At 70.8% G+C, this 15,487-nt stretch carries 16 protein-coding genes; 9 read left to right on the plus strand and 7 right to left on the minus strand.

Features of this window, described 5'->3' with window-relative positions; translation table 11 throughout:
• Window positions 1–3: 3 nt before the first annotated feature.
• Genes NV263_RS13670 through benA form a run of 4 tightly spaced genes read right to left on the minus strand, consistent with a single transcriptional unit; the run spans window position 4 to window position 3,748 of the window.
• A complete protein-coding gene (locus NV263_RS13670; RefSeq protein WP_263253534.1) occupies window positions 4–798 on the minus strand; it encodes a 1,6-dihydroxycyclohexa-2,4-diene-1-carboxylate dehydrogenase in 795 nt (264 codons plus the stop codon).
• Window positions 795–1,823, minus strand: a complete 1,029-nt coding sequence (benC, locus tag NV263_RS13675) for a benzoate 1,2-dioxygenase electron transfer component BenC (RefSeq protein WP_263253536.1) — start codon at window positions 1,821–1,823, stop codon at window positions 795–797. Before benC ends, NV263_RS13670 begins: the two co-directional genes overlap by 4 nt.
• 11 nt (window positions 1,824–1,834) lie before the next feature.
• The gene (gene benB, locus NV263_RS13680) at window positions 1,835–2,347 is read right to left on the minus strand and encodes a benzoate 1,2-dioxygenase small subunit (protein WP_263253537.1); all 513 of its coding nucleotides are present in this window, start codon (window positions 2,345–2,347) and stop codon (window positions 1,835–1,837) included.
• A gap of 33 nt (window positions 2,348–2,380) precedes the next feature.
• Entirely contained in the window at window positions 2,381–3,748 is a 1,368-nt protein-coding gene (gene benA / locus NV263_RS13685; protein ID WP_263253538.1) for a benzoate 1,2-dioxygenase large subunit, read from the minus strand.
• A 237-nt stretch (window positions 3,749–3,985) separates the two neighbouring features.
• On the opposite strand from benA, the gene NV263_RS13690 reads away from it, so the two are divergent.
• The 5 genes from NV263_RS13690 (at window position 3,986) to NV263_RS13710 (ending at window position 8,744) form a co-directional block, all read left to right on the plus strand.
• A complete protein-coding gene (locus NV263_RS13690; protein ID WP_263253539.1) occupies window positions 3,986–4,912 on the plus strand; it encodes a LysR family transcriptional regulator in 927 nt (308 codons plus the stop codon).
• Window positions 4,893–5,993: a mandelate racemase/muconate lactonizing enzyme family protein gene (locus NV263_RS13695; RefSeq protein ID WP_263253540.1), complete on the plus strand. Its 1,101-nt coding sequence runs from the start codon at window positions 4,893–4,895 to the stop codon at window positions 5,991–5,993. Before NV263_RS13690 ends, NV263_RS13695 begins: the two co-directional genes overlap by 20 nt.
• A 22-nt stretch (window positions 5,994–6,015) precedes the next feature.
• Window positions 6,016–6,867 (plus strand): catechol 1,2-dioxygenase, encoded by an 852-nt coding sequence (catA, locus tag NV263_RS13700; RefSeq protein WP_263253541.1) that lies wholly within the window; start codon window positions 6,016–6,018, stop codon window positions 6,865–6,867.
• 29 nt (window positions 6,868–6,896) lie between these two features.
• Entirely contained in the window at window positions 6,897–7,187 is a 291-nt protein-coding gene (gene catC, locus NV263_RS13705; RefSeq protein WP_263253543.1) for a muconolactone Delta-isomerase, read from the plus strand.
• A gap of 132 nt (window positions 7,188–7,319) precedes the next feature.
• Window positions 7,320–8,744 carry an NF041680 family putative transposase gene (locus NV263_RS13710; protein WP_263253545.1) on the plus strand — a complete coding sequence of 475 codons (1,425 nt, stop codon included), beginning with the start codon at window positions 7,320–7,322 and terminating at the stop codon, window positions 8,742–8,744.
• Window positions 8,745–8,909: 165 nt separating this feature from the next.
• On the opposite strand, the gene NV263_RS13715 is transcribed toward NV263_RS13710, so the two are convergent.
• Both NV263_RS13715 and NV263_RS13720 read right to left on the minus strand, forming a co-directional pair.
• Window positions 8,910–10,370: an NF041680 family putative transposase gene (locus NV263_RS13715; protein ID WP_263253546.1), complete on the minus strand. Its 1,461-nt coding sequence runs from the start codon at window positions 10,368–10,370 to the stop codon at window positions 8,910–8,912.
• A gap of 306 nt (window positions 10,371–10,676) precedes the next feature.
• On the minus strand, window positions 10,677–10,898 hold the full coding sequence (locus tag NV263_RS13720; RefSeq protein WP_263253548.1) for a DUF2277 domain-containing protein: 222 nt from the start codon (window positions 10,896–10,898) through the stop codon (window positions 10,677–10,679).
• 66 nt (window positions 10,899–10,964) lie between these two features.
• Between NV263_RS13720 and NV263_RS13725 the strand changes: the two genes are divergently transcribed.
• A complete protein-coding gene (locus NV263_RS13725) occupies window positions 10,965–11,129 on the plus strand; it encodes a hypothetical protein (protein ID WP_263253549.1) in 165 nt (54 codons plus the stop codon).
• Between the two features lie 11 nt (window positions 11,130–11,140).
• Here NV263_RS13725 and NV263_RS13730 read toward each other — a convergent pair whose 3' ends face one another.
• On the minus strand, window positions 11,141–11,980 hold the full coding sequence (locus NV263_RS13730; protein WP_263253551.1) for an FAS1-like dehydratase domain-containing protein: 840 nt from the start codon (window positions 11,978–11,980) through the stop codon (window positions 11,141–11,143).
• Between the two features lie 219 nt (window positions 11,981–12,199).
• On the opposite strand from NV263_RS13730, the gene NV263_RS13735 reads away from it, so the two are divergent.
• The 3 genes from NV263_RS13735 to NV263_RS13745 are packed head-to-tail and all read left to right on the plus strand — an operon-like array spanning window position 12,200 to window position 15,395.
• The gene (locus NV263_RS13735; protein WP_263253553.1) at window positions 12,200–13,402 is read left to right on the plus strand and encodes an MmgE/PrpD family protein; all 1,203 of its coding nucleotides are present in this window, start codon (window positions 12,200–12,202) and stop codon (window positions 13,400–13,402) included.
• A gap of 15 nt (window positions 13,403–13,417) precedes the next feature.
• The gene (locus NV263_RS13740) at window positions 13,418–14,584 is read left to right on the plus strand and encodes an acyl-CoA dehydrogenase family protein (RefSeq protein WP_380759620.1); all 1,167 of its coding nucleotides are present in this window, start codon (window positions 13,418–13,420) and stop codon (window positions 14,582–14,584) included.
• Between the two features lie 55 nt (window positions 14,585–14,639).
• A complete protein-coding gene (locus NV263_RS13745) occupies window positions 14,640–15,395 on the plus strand; it encodes a GntR family transcriptional regulator (RefSeq protein WP_263253554.1) in 756 nt (251 codons plus the stop codon).
• Window positions 15,396–15,487 lie beyond the last annotated feature (92 nt).

A 15,487-nucleotide genomic window follows, 5' to 3' on the forward strand; every position in this document is an offset into this window, starting at 1 on the left:
TGCTCACCCCTGGTCGCCGCCCGCGACCGGCAGCACCGTCCCGGTGATGTAGGACGCCTCCGGCGAGGCCAGGAACGCGATCGCGGCCGCCTGCTCGTCCAGTGTGCCGTACCGCTTGAGCAGCGAGGACTCGACGGTCTGCGCGACCACGCGCCGGTACCACGCCTCCTGCTGCTCGCCGTCGGGCGCCGGGCCGCGCGGGATCCGCCGCGGTGGTGCGTCGGTCCCGCCCGGTGCGGTGGCCACCACGCGCACCCCGTGCGGTGCGGCCTCCACCGCCAACGCCGTGGTGATCGCGTTGACCCCGCCCTTGGCCGCCGCGTACGGGACCCGGTGCACGCCCCGGGTCGCCACCGACGAGACGTTGACGATCGTGCCGCGCCGCTGCGCCACCAGGTAGGGCAGCACCGCGCGGCAGGACCACAGGGTGGGGAACAGCGAGCGGCGGATCTCGGCCTCGACCTGCTCCGGCGGGTAGTGCTGGTACGGCTTGGCCCAGATGGTGCCGCCGACCGTGTTGACCAGCACGTCGATGCCGCCGTGCAGCTCGTGGGCGCGGGCCGCCGCGTGCTCGGCCCCGGCGAACTCCTCCAGGTCGGCCACCACGGCGTGCGCCTGGCGCCCGTCGGCGAGCAGCCCGTCGGCGACCTCGTGCACCTGCTCGGCGCGGTCGACGAGCACGACCTCGGCCGACTCGGCGAACAGCCGCTCGGCCACCGCCCGCCCGATGCCCTGCGCCGCACCGGTGACGACCACGACCTGCCCGGCGAAGCGGTTCGGTGCGCGGTGCCCGCTCACCGGACCTCGCCTCCCTCCTGGGCGGCGACGGCGAACTTCTCGGTGTAGAAGTTCACCGGCTCGACGCCGTCGGTGCGCAGCCGGTCGCGCACCGCTTCCACCATCGGCGGTGGCCCGCACAGGTAGACGTCGACGTCGCCGCCGCGCAGCAGCTCGGGGGTGAGCAGGCTCGTCACGAACCCCTTGTTCGGCGCGGTGCTGTTCTCGTCGGCCACGCAGCAGTCGAAGCCGAACCCGGGCACGGTCTCGGCGTAGTGCCGCAGCTCGGGCAGACCCACCAGGTCGGCGTCGGTGGTGACGCCGTAGAGCAGGTGCACCGGGTGCGCGGGTGCGCTCCCGGCCAGCGCCTCCAGCATCGACAGCAGCGGGGCCAGTCCGGTGCCGCCTGCCAGGAACAGCGCGGGACGCGCCGGCTCGCGCAGGAAGAACGTCCCCATCGGACCGGTGAACTCCACCCGGTCGCCGATCTCGGCGTGCTCGCGCAGGTAGGTCGACATGACCCCGCCGTCGGTGAGGCGCACCAGGAAGGAGGTGGTCTTGTCCTCCGGGCCGCTGCTGAACGAGTAGGACCGCGTGACGTCGGTGCCGGGCACGCGCACGTTGACGTACTGCCCGGGCAGGAAGCTCAGCGCGTCGCGGTCGTCGAGTTCCAGCGTGAACCCCACCGTGGTGTCGGAGTGCCGCCGGATCTCGGTCAGCGTCGCCGAGTGGGTGGCCGCCGCGGTCTTGGCCGCGGTCGACGTGCTCGCGATCCGCAGCACGAGGTCGCTGCGCGGCATCAGCTGGCAGGGCAGCACGTACCCGGCGGCGGCCTCGTCGTCGGACAGGGCGTCCTCGATGTAGTCGCCGCCGTCGTAGTCGCCGGACTCGCAGAACGCCTTGCAGGTGCCGCAGGCGCCGTCCCGGCAGTCCAGCGGGATGTTGATGCGCGCCCGGTAGGACGCTTCGGCGACGGTCTCGTGCGGTGCGCAGGAGACGAACCGCGTGACGCCGTCCTCGAAGCTCAACGCGACTCGGTGGCCCATGGCCGCCTCCTTCAGATGTGGTAGACGTCGATCACGTGGTGGATGTAGTCGTTCTTGAGCACGACCTTCTTCTTCGTGATCAGCGGCTGTTCACCGGAGAAGTCGACGGTGTAGAACGACGTCCCGAAGTACGTGTCGACGTGGTCGTACCGGAAGTACAGGGTGAACCAGTTGAACCGCAGGTCCACCAGGTCGCCGCGCTGTTCGAGGATCTCGACGTTGGTGATGTTGTGCCCGGTGCGCGGTTCCGGGATGCTCGTCGCCGCCGAGCGGTCGGTGCGGATGCGGAAGACGCGGTCCTCCAGCCCGCCCCGGTTGGCGTAGTAGATCAGCGAGATCTCGCTGTACGGGTCGGTGGTCAGCTCGTCGTCGAGGTCCCAGGCGGGCATCCAGAACTCGACGTCGGGGTGGTAGCACTCCAGCCACTTCTCGAACTCGCGGTCGTCGAGGTACCGGGCCTCGCGGTAGAGGAACCGGCGGACCTCCTCGACCTCGACCGTCCTGCTCTGCGCGGGTGCGGACATGGCGAAAACCCTTTCGTGCGGTGGGAGGAAACGTCAGGCGGCGCCGGCGGCGCGCCGCTGCTCGGCCTCCAGCGCCTCGCGCATCCGCCGCAGCCAGTAGCCGTGCTGGATGGGGTAGAGGCCCTCGTCCTCGGTGCGCACGCCGCTGGCGATCGGGCGGAGGCCGAGCTTGTCGGCTTCGGCGTCCGGACCGTCGATCTGGTGGGCGGCGCCGCGGCTGAGGTCGTTCCACGGCGCGGCGGCGGCCGCGTAGGTCTTCTGGCAGGCCCGGAACTCCTCCAGGTCGTCCGGGGTGGCCATGCCGGTGGCGTTGAAGAAGTCCTCGTACTGGCGGATCCGGTTGGCGCGGGCCTCGGAGCTCTCGCCGCGCGGCGCGATGCAGTGGATCGTCACCTCGGTCCGGTCCACCGAGATCGGCCGGAAGTGCCGGATCTGCGAGCTGAACTGGTCCATCAGGTAGACGTTCGGGTACAGGCAGAGATTGCGCGAGTACCCGATCATCCAGTTCGCGCGGTCCTCGCCGAACGCGGCGACCAGCTCGTCGCGGCGTTCGGTCAGCGATCGGTTGGACGGGTCGGCCCACTCGGTCCACAGCAGCAGGTGGCCGTGCTCGAACGAGTAGAAGCCGCCCTTCTGCCTCGACCAGGTGCCCGCGTCCATGTTCCGGGTGTCGTTGGCCGACTCGCCGGAGGTGCGCCGCGCCGTCGTCGCGGCGTAGTTCCAGTGCGTGGCGGACACGTGGTAGCCGTCGGCGCCGTTCTCGGCCTGCAGCTTCCAGTTGCCGTCGAAGGTGTAGGTGGACGCGCCGCGCAGCACCTCCAGGCCCTCCGGGGACTGGTCCACGATCATGTCGATGACCTTGGTGGCCTCGCCGAGGTGTTCGGTCAGCGGCAGCACGTCCGGGTTCACGCTGCCGAACAGGAATCCCCGGTAGGAGTCGAAGCGCGCCACCCGGGTCAGGTCGTGGGAGCCGCCGGTGCCGAACTGCTCGGGGTACCCGGCGTCGCGCGGGTCCTTGACCTTGAGCAGCTTGCCGTCGTTGCGGAACGTCCAGCCGTGGAACGGGCACGTCAGCGTGGGGCGGTTGTCGCGCTTGCGGCGGCACAGCATGGCACCTCGGTGGCTGCAGGCGTTGATCAGCGCGTGCAGCTCGCCGTGCTTGTCGCGGGTGATCACCACCGGCTGCCGCCCGATGTGGGTGGTGACGTAGTCGCCCGGGTTCGGGATCTGGCTGTCGTGCGCGAGGTAGACCCAGTTGCCCTCGAAGAGGTAGGTCATCTCCAGCTCGAAGAGCCGTTCGTCGGTGAAGATCCGCCGGTTCGCCCGGTGCACGCCTCGCTCGGCGTCGTCGACCAGCGCCGAATCGAGCACGGCGCGCAGTTCCTCCAGCGTGTCGGTCATGGGGTTCCTCCTGCTCGGCGGGCCGCGATGCCCTCCGACGTCGGTGTCCGCCGCCAGACGTTGGCACGGGAGTGGTCCGCGTCACGCCGAAAATGTGCCTAGTCCCCACCCAGGGCCGATTCATACGCAGCGCATACCAGTCGATCCCGAATGAGTATTTGTTCCGGCTGAATCGGCGGGCATACGCTGGGCGCACCAGGCATCGGATGTGGTCGGGGCCACAGGGGAGGCGGGCGAGTGGAACTGCGGCACCTGCGCTACTTCGTCGCGGTCGCCGAGACCCGGCACTTCGGGCGGGCGGCGCGGCGGCTGAACATGGCGCAACCGCCGCTGTCGCAGGCCATCCGGCAACTGGAGGCCGACCTCGGCGTCACCCTGTTCACCCGCACCACGCGGCAGGTGCGGCCGACCCCGGCCGGGTCGGTGTTCTACGACGACGCGGTGCGCATCCTGAAGTCGGTCGACGACGCGGCGCGCCGCGCCCAGCGGCTCGCCGACGGCTGCCACGGGGTGCTGCGCCTGGGGCTGACCGGACTGGCCGCCTACCGGCAGCTCCCGCGCATCGCGCGGATCGTGGACCAGCACCTGCCGGAGATCGCGCTGGAGGTGCACACCGACATGCTCACCCCGGCGCAGGAGCGGGCACTGCTGCACGACGGCATCGACGTCGGCGTGCTGCGCCCGCCGACCCGCGAGGACGGCATCGCGCACCGCACCATCGAACGCGAACCCCTGGTGCTGGTGCTGCCCGCGCGGCACCGGCTGGCCGGGGAGTCCGAAGTGGACGTCGCCGAGCTGCGCTCCGAGTCGTTCGTCATGTACTCGGCCGGGCTGCGGTCGGTGGTCAACGACGCGGTGGCGCGCAGCTGCCTGGCCGCCGGCTTCTACCCGCACTGCGCCCACGAGGTCGGCGAGACGTCCATGCAGGTCGCCCTGGTCGCCGCCGGGCTCGGCGTGGCGCTGGCGCCCGCGTCGGTGCGCGCGCTGCCGCTGGACGGCGTGGTGTTCGCCGACGTGCCCGGTGCCGAGTCGGTGGAGCTGGCGTTGGCCTGGCGCGCCGAGGACACCTCCCCGCTGCTGCGGAACCTGCTGACCACCCTCGACGACAACGACGTGTTCACCAGCCACCACATCGAGGACGCCCGTGAAGATCACCCGAGTTGAGGCCATCCCCTTCGCCATCCCGTACCGCAAGCCGCTGCGCTTCGCCAGCGGCGAGGTGCACAGCGCCGAGCACGTGCTCGTGCGGGTGCACACCGACGACGGGCTCGTCGGCGTCGCCGAAGCGCCGCCGCGACCGTTCACCTACGGCGAGACGCAGGCGTCGATCGTGGCGGTGCTCCGCGACGTCTTCACCCCCGAGGTGCTCGGCCTGTCGCCGTGGGAGCGGGAGGTGGTGCACGCCCGCCTGGGCCGCACCGTCGGCAACCCGGCGGCGAAGGCGGCGGTGGACATGGCGCTGTGGGACATCATCGGCAAGGCCGCGGGAAGGTCGGTGACCGAACTGCTCGGCGGCTACACCGACCACATGCGGGTGGCGCACATGGTCGGTTTCGCCTCCCCGGAGCAGATGGTCGACGAGGCGCAGCGGGTCCGCACCGAGTACGGCATCACCACGTTCAAGGTCAAGGTCGGCCGCCGTCCGGCCACTGTGGACGTCGCCGCCTGCCGGGCGCTGCGCGAGGCGCTCGGCGACGACGTCGAGCTCTACGTCGACGGCAACCGCGGCTGGACCGCGTCGGAGTCGGCGCGGGCGCTGCGGGCCATGGACGACCTGGGGCTCACCCTCGCCGAGGAGCTGTGCCCGGCCGACGACGTGCTCGGACGGCGCTGGCTGGTGCAGCGCTGCCCGATCCCGTTCGTGGCCGACGAGAGCGCCACCCGCCCCGGCGAGGTCACCCGCGAACTGCTGGCCGGGTCGGCCACGGCGATCAGCATCAAGACGGCCCGCACCGGGTTCAGCACCTCCCAGCGGGTGCTGTTCCAGTGCGAGGGTCTGGGCGTGGAGGTGGTGATCGGCAACCAGGTCGACGGCCAGATCGGCACCCTGTGCGGTGCGGCGTTCGGCGCCGCGCACCGGCTCACCGCGCAGCGCGCGGGCGAGCTGTCGAACTTCCTGGACATGAGCGACGACCTGCTCACCGAACCGGTCCGGATCACCGGCGGCACCGTGCGGGTCCGCGACGAACCCGGACTCGGCATCGAGATCGACCCGGACAAGCTGGCGCACTACCGCCAGGACTGACGACAACGACGTTGGAGGAACCATGACCCGGCAACTCACCGAGCAGGACGCCACCGCCGCCGCCTCGGGATCGGCCGCCACCCGGCGGTTCCAGGAGAAGGCCACCGCGGCGAACACCAGCGAGGAGCGGGTGAGCACCCTGGCCACCGAGGTGATCGAGGCGGTGCACGACGTCATCCGCCGCCACCAGGTGACCTACGCCGAGTACGACGCGCTCAAGGCGTGGCTGATCCAGGTCGGCCAGGACGGCGAGTGGCCGCTGTTCCTCGACGTGTGGATCGAGCACGTCGTCGAAGAGGTCGCCAACGCCGACCGCAAGGGCAACAAGGGGACCATCGAGGGCCCGTACTACGTGCCCGGCGCACCGCGCCTGCCCGCGCGCGCGACGCTGCCGATGCGCGACGACGAGCCGGGCACCCCGCTGCTGTTCCAGGGCCAGGTGCGCAGCGTCGCCGGGCAGCCGCTGGCCGGTGCCACCGTGGAGATCTGGCACGCCGACGACCTCGGCTACTACTCGCAGTACGCGCCCGGGCTGCCCGAGTGGAACCTGCGCGGCACGGTGGTCTGCGACGCCGAAGGCCGGTTCGGGATCGACACGATCCGGCCCGCGCCGTACGAGATCCCCAAGGACGGCGCGTGCGGCAAGCTCATCGCCGCGGCCGGCTGGCACGCGTGGCGCCCGGCGCACATCCACGTCAAGGTCTCCGCGCCCGGCCACCAACTGCTGACCGCGCAGCTGTACTTCGAGGGCGGTGAGCACGTCGAGGACGACATCGCCCAGGCCGTCAAACCGGAGCTGGTGCTGCGCCCCGGCCCGGCCGCCGACGGCCGCGGCGAGCAGGTCACCTACGACTTCGTGCTCGACCCCGAGTGACCGGTCCACCAGACGAGGAGGAGAACCCCGTGCTGTTCGCGGTGAAGATGGACGTCGCCCTGCCGACCGACATGGACGCGCAGCTGCGCGCCGACACGCTCGCCCGCGAGAAGGCGTACTCGCAGGAGCTGCAGAAGGCGGGGGAGTGGCGGCACATCTGGCGCTGCGCCGGCCAGTACTCGAACCTGAGCATCTTCGACGTGGCGAGCAACGACCGCCTGCACGAGATCCTCTGGAACCTGCCGCTGTTCCCGTACATGACCATCGAGGTCAGCCCGCTGGCCCAGCACCCGTCCGACATCGCGGTGTCGGATTCCTGAGCTTGTTCTTTAACGTCGGGGGTTGGTGGTGGACCCGGTTGGTCATGGATGAAGCCCTTGGTTGATCATGCGTCTTGCTACAGAACGGTGATCATTCCAAGGGCTTCAGTGGTGAGTGTGCATGATCCCGAGATGGCTGCGGCGCTCGGGCGGTTGTCGGGGTTCCGGAACGAGTTTCATCGGTGCTTGTCCAGCCGGGCGGATGGGTTGTTCGAGTTGACCGATGCGGTGCTGTGCGCGGATGGGCCGGTGCGGTCGCTGGTGGAGTTATCGCTGGCCAGTGAGCATCGACGGGGGCACGGTGGTCTGTATGCCGCCCTGAATCGGGGGCGGGTGGAGGTGAGCAGGCTCCGGCGTGCCCTGGCCGGGTTACCTCTGCCGCGGGCGGCCGATGGCCGGTTGGTGCTGGCGGTGGATATCACCAGCTGGCTGCGCCCGGACGCGCCGACCTCGCCGCAGCGGATCATGTGCCATACCTACGGGCGCGGCAAGGGTCAGCACATCATGATTCCCGGGTGGCCGTATTCGGTGATCTGCGCGCTGGAGACCGGCCGTCATTCCTGGACCGCGCCGCTGGATGCCGTGCGGCTGGCCCCCTGCGACGAGGCCGCCGAGGTCACCGCGACCCAGCTGCGCCAGGTCGTCACCGACCTGATCGCCGCCGGGCAACAGACGCCGGATGATCCCGACATCCTGGTGGTGACCGACGCCGGGTATGACGCGCCCCGGCTTGCGTTTCTGCTGGCCGACCTGCCGGTCGTGGTGCTGGGTCGGATGCGTTCGGACCGGGTCCTGCGCCGAGCGGCCCCGCCTCGAACCCCCGGCGCATACGGCCGCCCACCACGCCATGGCGGCGAGTTCGTCTTCGGTGACCCGGCCACCTGGGGTGATCCGGACGTCACCACCAGCACCGACACCCGCCTCTATGGACCGGCCACCGCGCGGTCATGGAACCGGCTGCACCCACGATTGACCCACCGCAGTGCCTGGGCCGCGCAGGCAGGCCGGTTACCGATCATCGAGGGCACCGTGATCCGACTGGAGGTCGATCGACTACCGTCCGGGGCGATTCCCACACCCGTATGGCTCTGGTGTTCCTCAGTGGATCTTTCCGGGTCCGATGTGGACCACCTATGGCATGCGTTCCTGAGGCGATTCGACATCGAGCACACCTTCCGCCTGCTCAAGCAAACACTCGGGTGGACATGCCCGAAACTCCGCACCCCGGAAGCCGCCGACCGCTGGACATGGCTCATCCTCGCCGGCTACACCCAACTACGACTGGCCCGCTCACTGGCCGCCGACCTGCGCCGTCCCTGGGAAAAACCCGCCGAACCCGACCGGCTCACCCCGGCCCGCGTCCGCCGAGGATTTCGGCACCTCCGCAAACACACCGGCACCCCCGCCCGAGTACCAAAACCCTCCCGACCAGGACCAGGACGCCCCGCGGGCCGAACCAACCGCCACCCCACGCCCCGCCACAACGTGCACACCGCCACCACACACAAGACAAAACGACCAAAAACAGGCACCAAACGCCCCCGCCGCACAGGTTAAAGAACAAGCTGAGTGCCTGTCTTTGAACTTGGTTCCGAGGGGGAGTGGTAAGCGGCGTGAGCCGCTTTCTCTTTCGGTGAGTGGTCTCGCAACCGGCACCGCTGAGGTTCCGCTCCCGGCACCGCCACTCAAAACGAGTTCAAAGACAGGCTCTGAGCTTGGTTTTTAACCTTGTCGTCTGGGTTTGGTGCCCTTGTTGTGGTGGGTGGGGCGTTGGTAGGCCTCGCCGGTGGTGAGGATGCGTCCGACGTTATGGCGTGGGGCGCGGCGGTGGTTTGTTGAGCCGGGTGGTCGTCCCGGGCCGGGCCGGGTGGGTTTCGGTGCGCCCGCTGGCGAGGGGGTCTTCGTGCGCAGGTTCCGAAAACCCCGCCGGATGCGGGCGGGCGTGAGCCGCTCGGGTGGGGCTGGTTTCTCCCAGGGGCGCCGCAGGTCGGCGGTCAGTGGCCGGGCGAGGCGAAGCTGGGTGTGGGCGGTGATGATCAGCCAAGTCCAGCGGTCGGCGGCTTCGGGGTCCCGCAGTTTCGGGACGGTCCAGCCGAGGGTCTGTTTGAACAGGCGGAAGGTGTGTTCGATGTCGAAGCGGCGCAGGAATGCCTGCCAGCAGCGATCGATGTCGGCGGCGTCCAGGTCGATTGCGGAGCACCACAGCCACACCGGTTTGGCTTGGCCGCCACTGGGAAGGCGATCGACGGTGAGCCTGATGAGGGTGCCTTCGATGATCGGCAGTGGACCCTGGTGTCCGGTCCAGGCGGCGCGGCTGGTCAGGCGGGGATGGAGTCGGTTCCAGGCTTGTGCGGTGGCGGTGCCGTAGAGCCGGGTGGGGGTGCGGGTGATGACGTGTTCGTCGCCCCAGGAAGCCGGGTCACGGAAGATGAATTCGCCGCCGTGTCGGGCAGGCCGACCGCGCGCGCCGGGCATTCGGGCCGGAGCGGGCCTGCGCAGGACGCGGTCTGAACGCATCCGGCCGAGAATCTGCACCGGCAGCCCACCCAGCAGGTGGGCGACGCGCGGGGCGTCATACCCCGCATCCAGCACCACCAGAATCTCCGGATCGCCGGGCTGCCAGTGGCCGGCTGCGATGAGCCGCTCGACGACCTGGCGGATCTGCACCGTGGTCACCGCCGCGACATCGCAGCCCGGCTGCAGCCGGATGGCGTCCAGCAGCGCGGTCCACGACGTGCGGCCGGCCTCCAGCGCGGCGACGATCGAGTACGGCCAGCCGGGGATCATCAGATGCTGGTCTCTGCCGCGACCGTAGGTGTGACAGAACGAGCGGTCCGGGGAGGTATTGGCATCGGGCCGCACCCAGGGGGACACATCCACCGCCAGCACCAGCCGCCCGTCGGCCGCTCGGGGCAGCGGCAGACCCGCCAGTGTCGTCCGCAACCGCTCGATGTCGATCCGGCCGCAGTTCATCGCGTCATACAACGCGCCGTGCCCGCGCCGGTGCTCCGGCGCCAGCGACAACCCCACCAACGACCGCACCGGGCCATCGGTGCACAACACCGCCTCGGCCAGCTCGAACAACGCATCCGCCCGCGCGGTCAGACACGCATAGAACTCCTGGCGGAACCTGACCAACTCCCCGAGCGCAGCTTCGCGATCGGGATCATGCACACTGACCATCGCAGCCCTTGGGTTGATCTTCTGTCTGTGGCAAGAGGAATGATCAACCAAGGGCTGCTTTCATGATCAACCGGGCCCCTGCTACCAGCGGTAGAGGTTAAAAACCAAGCTGAGGCTGGTTGCGCCGAGCGCGACGGGCAGGTCGGAGCAATCGATCAACCCGTCTCCTGCCGCGTCCCGTTCGCCAGGCTCGCAGGACCTCCCCGCCGAAAGCTCCCCGGGGCCTTTCGACGGGGCCCGGGGCCGTCAGGAAGGTGAGAAGTTCGCGGTGCAGACTACCGCAGCCGCGGCGAAGACCGGCTGAGGTCAGCCGCGTGGGGTGCCGCCGCGCACCTGCAGGGAGTCCAGCAGCTCTGCGGTGGCCTCCGCGACGGCGTCCACGGCGTGGTCGAAGGCGGCCGCGTTGTGCGCGGCGGGTGTCCGGAAACCGGACACCTTGCGCACGTACTGCAACGCGGCCGCGCGGATGTCGGCGTCGTCGACGTGTTCGGCGTAGGGCGGGCGGAGCGTCCTGATGCTGCGGCACATGCCCGCATTGTCACCCGGGGGGTGTCGCGCACGCCGCTCGGCCGCGGCTGCGGCATCATGGCCGGCATGCCCGAACAGATCGAGAGCAACGGCCACGCCGGATCGGACGCCGCCGAGCTGCTGGCCGCCGAACTCGCCGGGGAGTCGGACCCCGCCCAGCTGCCCGCCACCGAGCGCCCCGAGTTCGTCCTCAGTGGACAGGAGAGTGTCCCGGCGGCGCCGGGTTCCTGAGGACCGCTCGGTCAGCGGAAGCGCACCGCGGCCTGCGCCATCACGGTGTCCGGCGCGGTCAGCACCCGCATCTCGCCGTCCGGGCCGCCGGTGGTCAGCACCGGGTCCCCGGCGAACACCGGGCGCCGCAGCCGGTACTCGACGCCGGACAGCTCGCGTCCGGAACGCTCGCGGGCCAGTTCGGTCATCAGCAGCGCCAGGATCGGTCCGTGCACGACCAGTCCCGGGTACGCCTCCACCTCGCGGGCGTACGGGGCGTCGTAGTGGATGCGGTGCGCGTTGGCCGTCAGCGCGCTGAACCGGAACAGCCGCACCGGATCGCCGGTGAACTCGCGCTGCCACGGGGCCTCGGAGCCCGGCGTGCGGTCCGGTCGCTGGGCGTTCGGGTCCTTCGCCGCGCTCTCCCCGCTGCGGTAGACGTAGTCCTGCTCCTCGACGAAGGCGACCTCGCCGTCCTGGTGGTATTCGCCGCGCACCGTCACGAACGCCATCTCCCCGGAACGGCCCTGCTTGACGGCCACGTTCGCCAGGCTCGTCGTGCGCCGCGCGGGAACGCCGAGCCGCAGCGGCCGCTCGACCGCCAGGCGTCCACCGGCGAACATCCGCCTGCGGTCCGGGATCGGCGGCAGGAAGTGCCCGTGCGTCGGGTGCCCGTCGGCGCCCAGGGTGTCGTGCCGGGGCCAGTCCAGGAAGTACACCCAGTGCCACAGCGGTGGCAGCGCGTCGTCGGGGAACTCCTCGGGGACGTCCAGGACGCGGGCCAGGGCGTGCGCCTGCTCCGGCGCCATCGCGTCGGATTCGGACAGGGCTTCGGGGCTCCATCCCCGCAGGTGCGCTTCCAGTCCGGACACCGGTCCTCCTTCGGGCACCACGACCCGCCGCATAGGGCCGTACAAAGTGCGCGAGCAGTGTCCGTCGCGGCTCCGAGCGATGTCAACCGCGGCGCGTGGTTCCGGCGTGACATCAGCTTTTTCGCCGGAGTCGCGCTGGGCGTTGACCGCGCGGAGATTTGGCCGTACAAATAATCGGAGCAGCCCCGATGTGACGGCGCGCGCCGGAAGGGAGACCGCATGGCACCCACCGCGGAGTCCCTGGCGCAGTGGGCCGCCGACCTCGATCCGACCCCCGACGACCTGGCGTTGGCCCGGCGTTCGCTGGTCGACACCGCGGCGGTCGCGCTCGCCGCCCGCGGCCACCCGCTGAACCGGCTCGTCGCCGGGCTGCCCGACGCCGCGCGCTGGGCGGCCCTGGGGCACGTCCTCGACTTCGACGACCTGCACGTCGAGTCGACCACGCACATCAGCGTCGTGATCGTCCCGGCGGTGCTCGCCACCGGCGGTGACGCCCGGGCGTACCTGGCGGGCGCGGGGGTGATGGCCCGGCTGGGCAGCGCTCTCGGCTGGCCGCACTACGCCGCCGGGTGGCACGCGACGTGCACCGCCGGAGCTCCGGCGGCCGCGGTCGCCGCCGGAACCGCGCTCGGCCTGTCCGCACCGGAGCTGGCGAGAGCGATGGCGCTGGCCGTGCCGGCCGCTTCAGGTGTGCAGAACGCCTTCGGCACGCACGGCAAGTCCCTGCAGGTCGGATTCGCCGCGCAGGCCGGGGTGCGCGCCGCGCGGCTGGCCGCGGCCGGCGCGACCGCCGATCCGTCCGCTGTGGACACCTGGCTGGAGCTGGTCGGCGGCAGCGGTGCTCCCGAGCTGTCCGGGCCGGCCGTCCCGGGCGGTCTCGCGATCAAGGTCTACCCGTGCTGCTACGCGATGCAGCGGCCCATCGCCGCGCTCCGCGAGGTCCGCGACGAGGTGCGCGGGCAGGTGCGCGCCGTGCGGGTGCGCACGCCCGAGGCGACCGTGACACCGCTGCTGCACGACCGGCCGCGCACCGGACTGGAGGGCAAGTTCAGCCTGCCCTACGCGGTCGCGACAGCCCTGCTGGATCCCTATCCGGACTTCGCGGCGTTCACCGACGACGCGGTCACCCGCGATTCGGCCCAACGGCTGTTGCGGCGCGTCGAGCTGTCGCTCACCCCCGGCGAGGACGGCCTGCTCACCGGCGAAGTGGACATCGAGGTCGAGCACGACGGCCCGCGGCTGCGGGTGCGGCTGGCGCAGCCACCGGGCGCGCCGACGCGCCCGCCGACCGGTGCGGAGCTCGACGACAAGCTCGCGGCCTGCGGCGACGACGTGCCCGGACTGCTGGCCGACGCCGACTGGACGCGGGTGCGGGAACTGCTGGAGGCGACGTTCCCCCGCGACGGGAACATCGACGGCTGAGAACGGGAGACCGAAGTGAGCACGGTGGACATCCTCGACGAGGACGAGCGGCTGGCCGTCGAGACGGTGCGCGACTTCGTCGACACCGAGGTCAAACCGGTGGTGCGCGAGCTGGAGCACGCCAACACCTACCCGGAGGCGCTCATCGAGCAGATGAAGCGGATGGGCGTGTTCGGCCTGGCGATCCCCGAGTCCTACGGCGGCAACGCGGTGTCCACGCCGTGCTACGTGCTCATCACCGAGGAGCTGGCGCGCGGCTGGATGAGCCTGGCCGGGGCGATGGGTGGTCACACCGTGGTCGCCAAGCTGCTGCTGCGGTTCGGCACCGAGGAGCAGAAACGCCGCTACCTGCCGCGGATGGCCACCGGCGAGGTCCGCGCGACCATGGCGCTGACCGAGCCCGGCGGCGGGTCCGACCTGCAGGCCATGACCACCACCGCCCGGCGCGACGACGAGGGCTACGTCGTCAACGGCACCAAGACGTGGATCACCAACTCGCGGCGTTCCCAGCTCATCGCCCTGCTGTGCAAGACCGACCCGGACGCCCGGCCGGCGCACAAGGGGATCTCCATCCTGCTCGTCGAGCACGGGCCCGGCCTGACCGTCTCCCGCGACCTGCCCAAGCTCGGCTACAAGGGCGTGGAGAGCTGCGAACTGTCCTTCGTGGACCACCGCGCCCCCGCCGACGCGGTGCTCGGCGGAGCGGAGGGGAAGGGGTTCGCGCAGATGATGAAGGGCCTGGAAACCGGCCGCATCCAGGTCGCTTCCCGCGCGCTGGGCGTGGGCCGGGCAGCGTTGGAGGACGCGTTGCGCTACGCGCAGGAGCGGGAGAGCTTCGGCAAGCCGATCTGGAAGCACCAGGCCGTCGGCAACCACCTGGCCGACATGGCCACCAAGCTCACCGCGGCACGCCAGCTGACCCTGCACGCCGCCCGCGAGTTCGACGCGGACCGCCGGGTGGACATGGAAGCCGGGATGGCCAAGCTGTTCGCCTCCGAGGCGGCCATGGAGATCGCGCTGGACGCGGTGCGCATCCACGGCGGCTACGGCTACTCCACGGAGTTCGACGTGGAGCGCTACTTCCGCGACGCGCCGCTGATGATCGTCGGCGAGGGCACCAACGAGATCCAGCGCAACGTCATCGCCGCCCAACTCGTCGCCCGCGGCGGACTCGACGCCTGACCGGTGCACCGGCCGCCGTCGGCTAACGTCGTGTCAGGACCAGCGAGGTGGTGACGTGGCACAGCAGACCGGTGGCGCCGGACGCGACAGCGCCTACCAGCGGCTCGCCCAGGAGCTGCGCACGGCGATCCTGCAGCACGAGTACCCGGAGGGCGAACGGTTGCCCACCGAGGCCGAGCTCGCCGCCGCCCACCGGGTCAGCAGGCAGACCGTGCGCCGCGCCTTCCAGGACCTCGTGGCCGAAGGCATGGTGTACCGGATCCCCGGGCGCGGCACGTTCGCCGCACCGCGCGAGGAGCAGTACCTGCGCCAGTTCGGGTCCGTCGACGACCTCATGGGACTGTCCCTGGACACGTCGATGCAACTGGTCACCCCGTTGCACCCGAGGGTCGACGTGGACGCGGCCGGGCGGCTGCGGCTGCAGTCCGACCGGGTGCACGTGCTGGCCTTCCTGCGGGTGCACGACGACGTCCCGTTCTGCCTGACCACGGTGTACCTGCCGCCGGTGGTGGGCAGGCTCGTCGAGTCGGTGCCCGAGCTGACCGAGGTCGGCGCGCGCAGCCGGGTCACCATCATCGGGCTGCTCGACTCGCGACTGCCGGACCCGATCGCCGAGGCCGAGCAGAGCATCACCGTCGGACTCGCCACCGCGGACGTCGCCGAGCACCTGGGCTGCGAACCGGACCGCCCGCTGCTGCGCATCGACCGGATGTACCAGTCCACCACCGGCCAGCCCGTGGAACTGGCCGTCAGCCACTTCCTGCCCGAGCACTACTCCTACCGGGTCCGGCTGCGCCGCAACGTGCGATGAGGTGTTGCCTGTTCCCGGACTCCTTCTGCGCCGGTTGCGAGACCGCTCATCGACGGAGAGAAAGGCTGGCGCCGCTTGCCGAGATCGGTGCT

The sequence above is a fragment of the Saccharopolyspora rosea genome (assembly GCF_025643595.1).
GTDB classification, from domain to species: domain Bacteria; phylum Actinomycetota; class Actinomycetes; order Mycobacteriales; family Pseudonocardiaceae; genus Saccharopolyspora; species Saccharopolyspora rosea.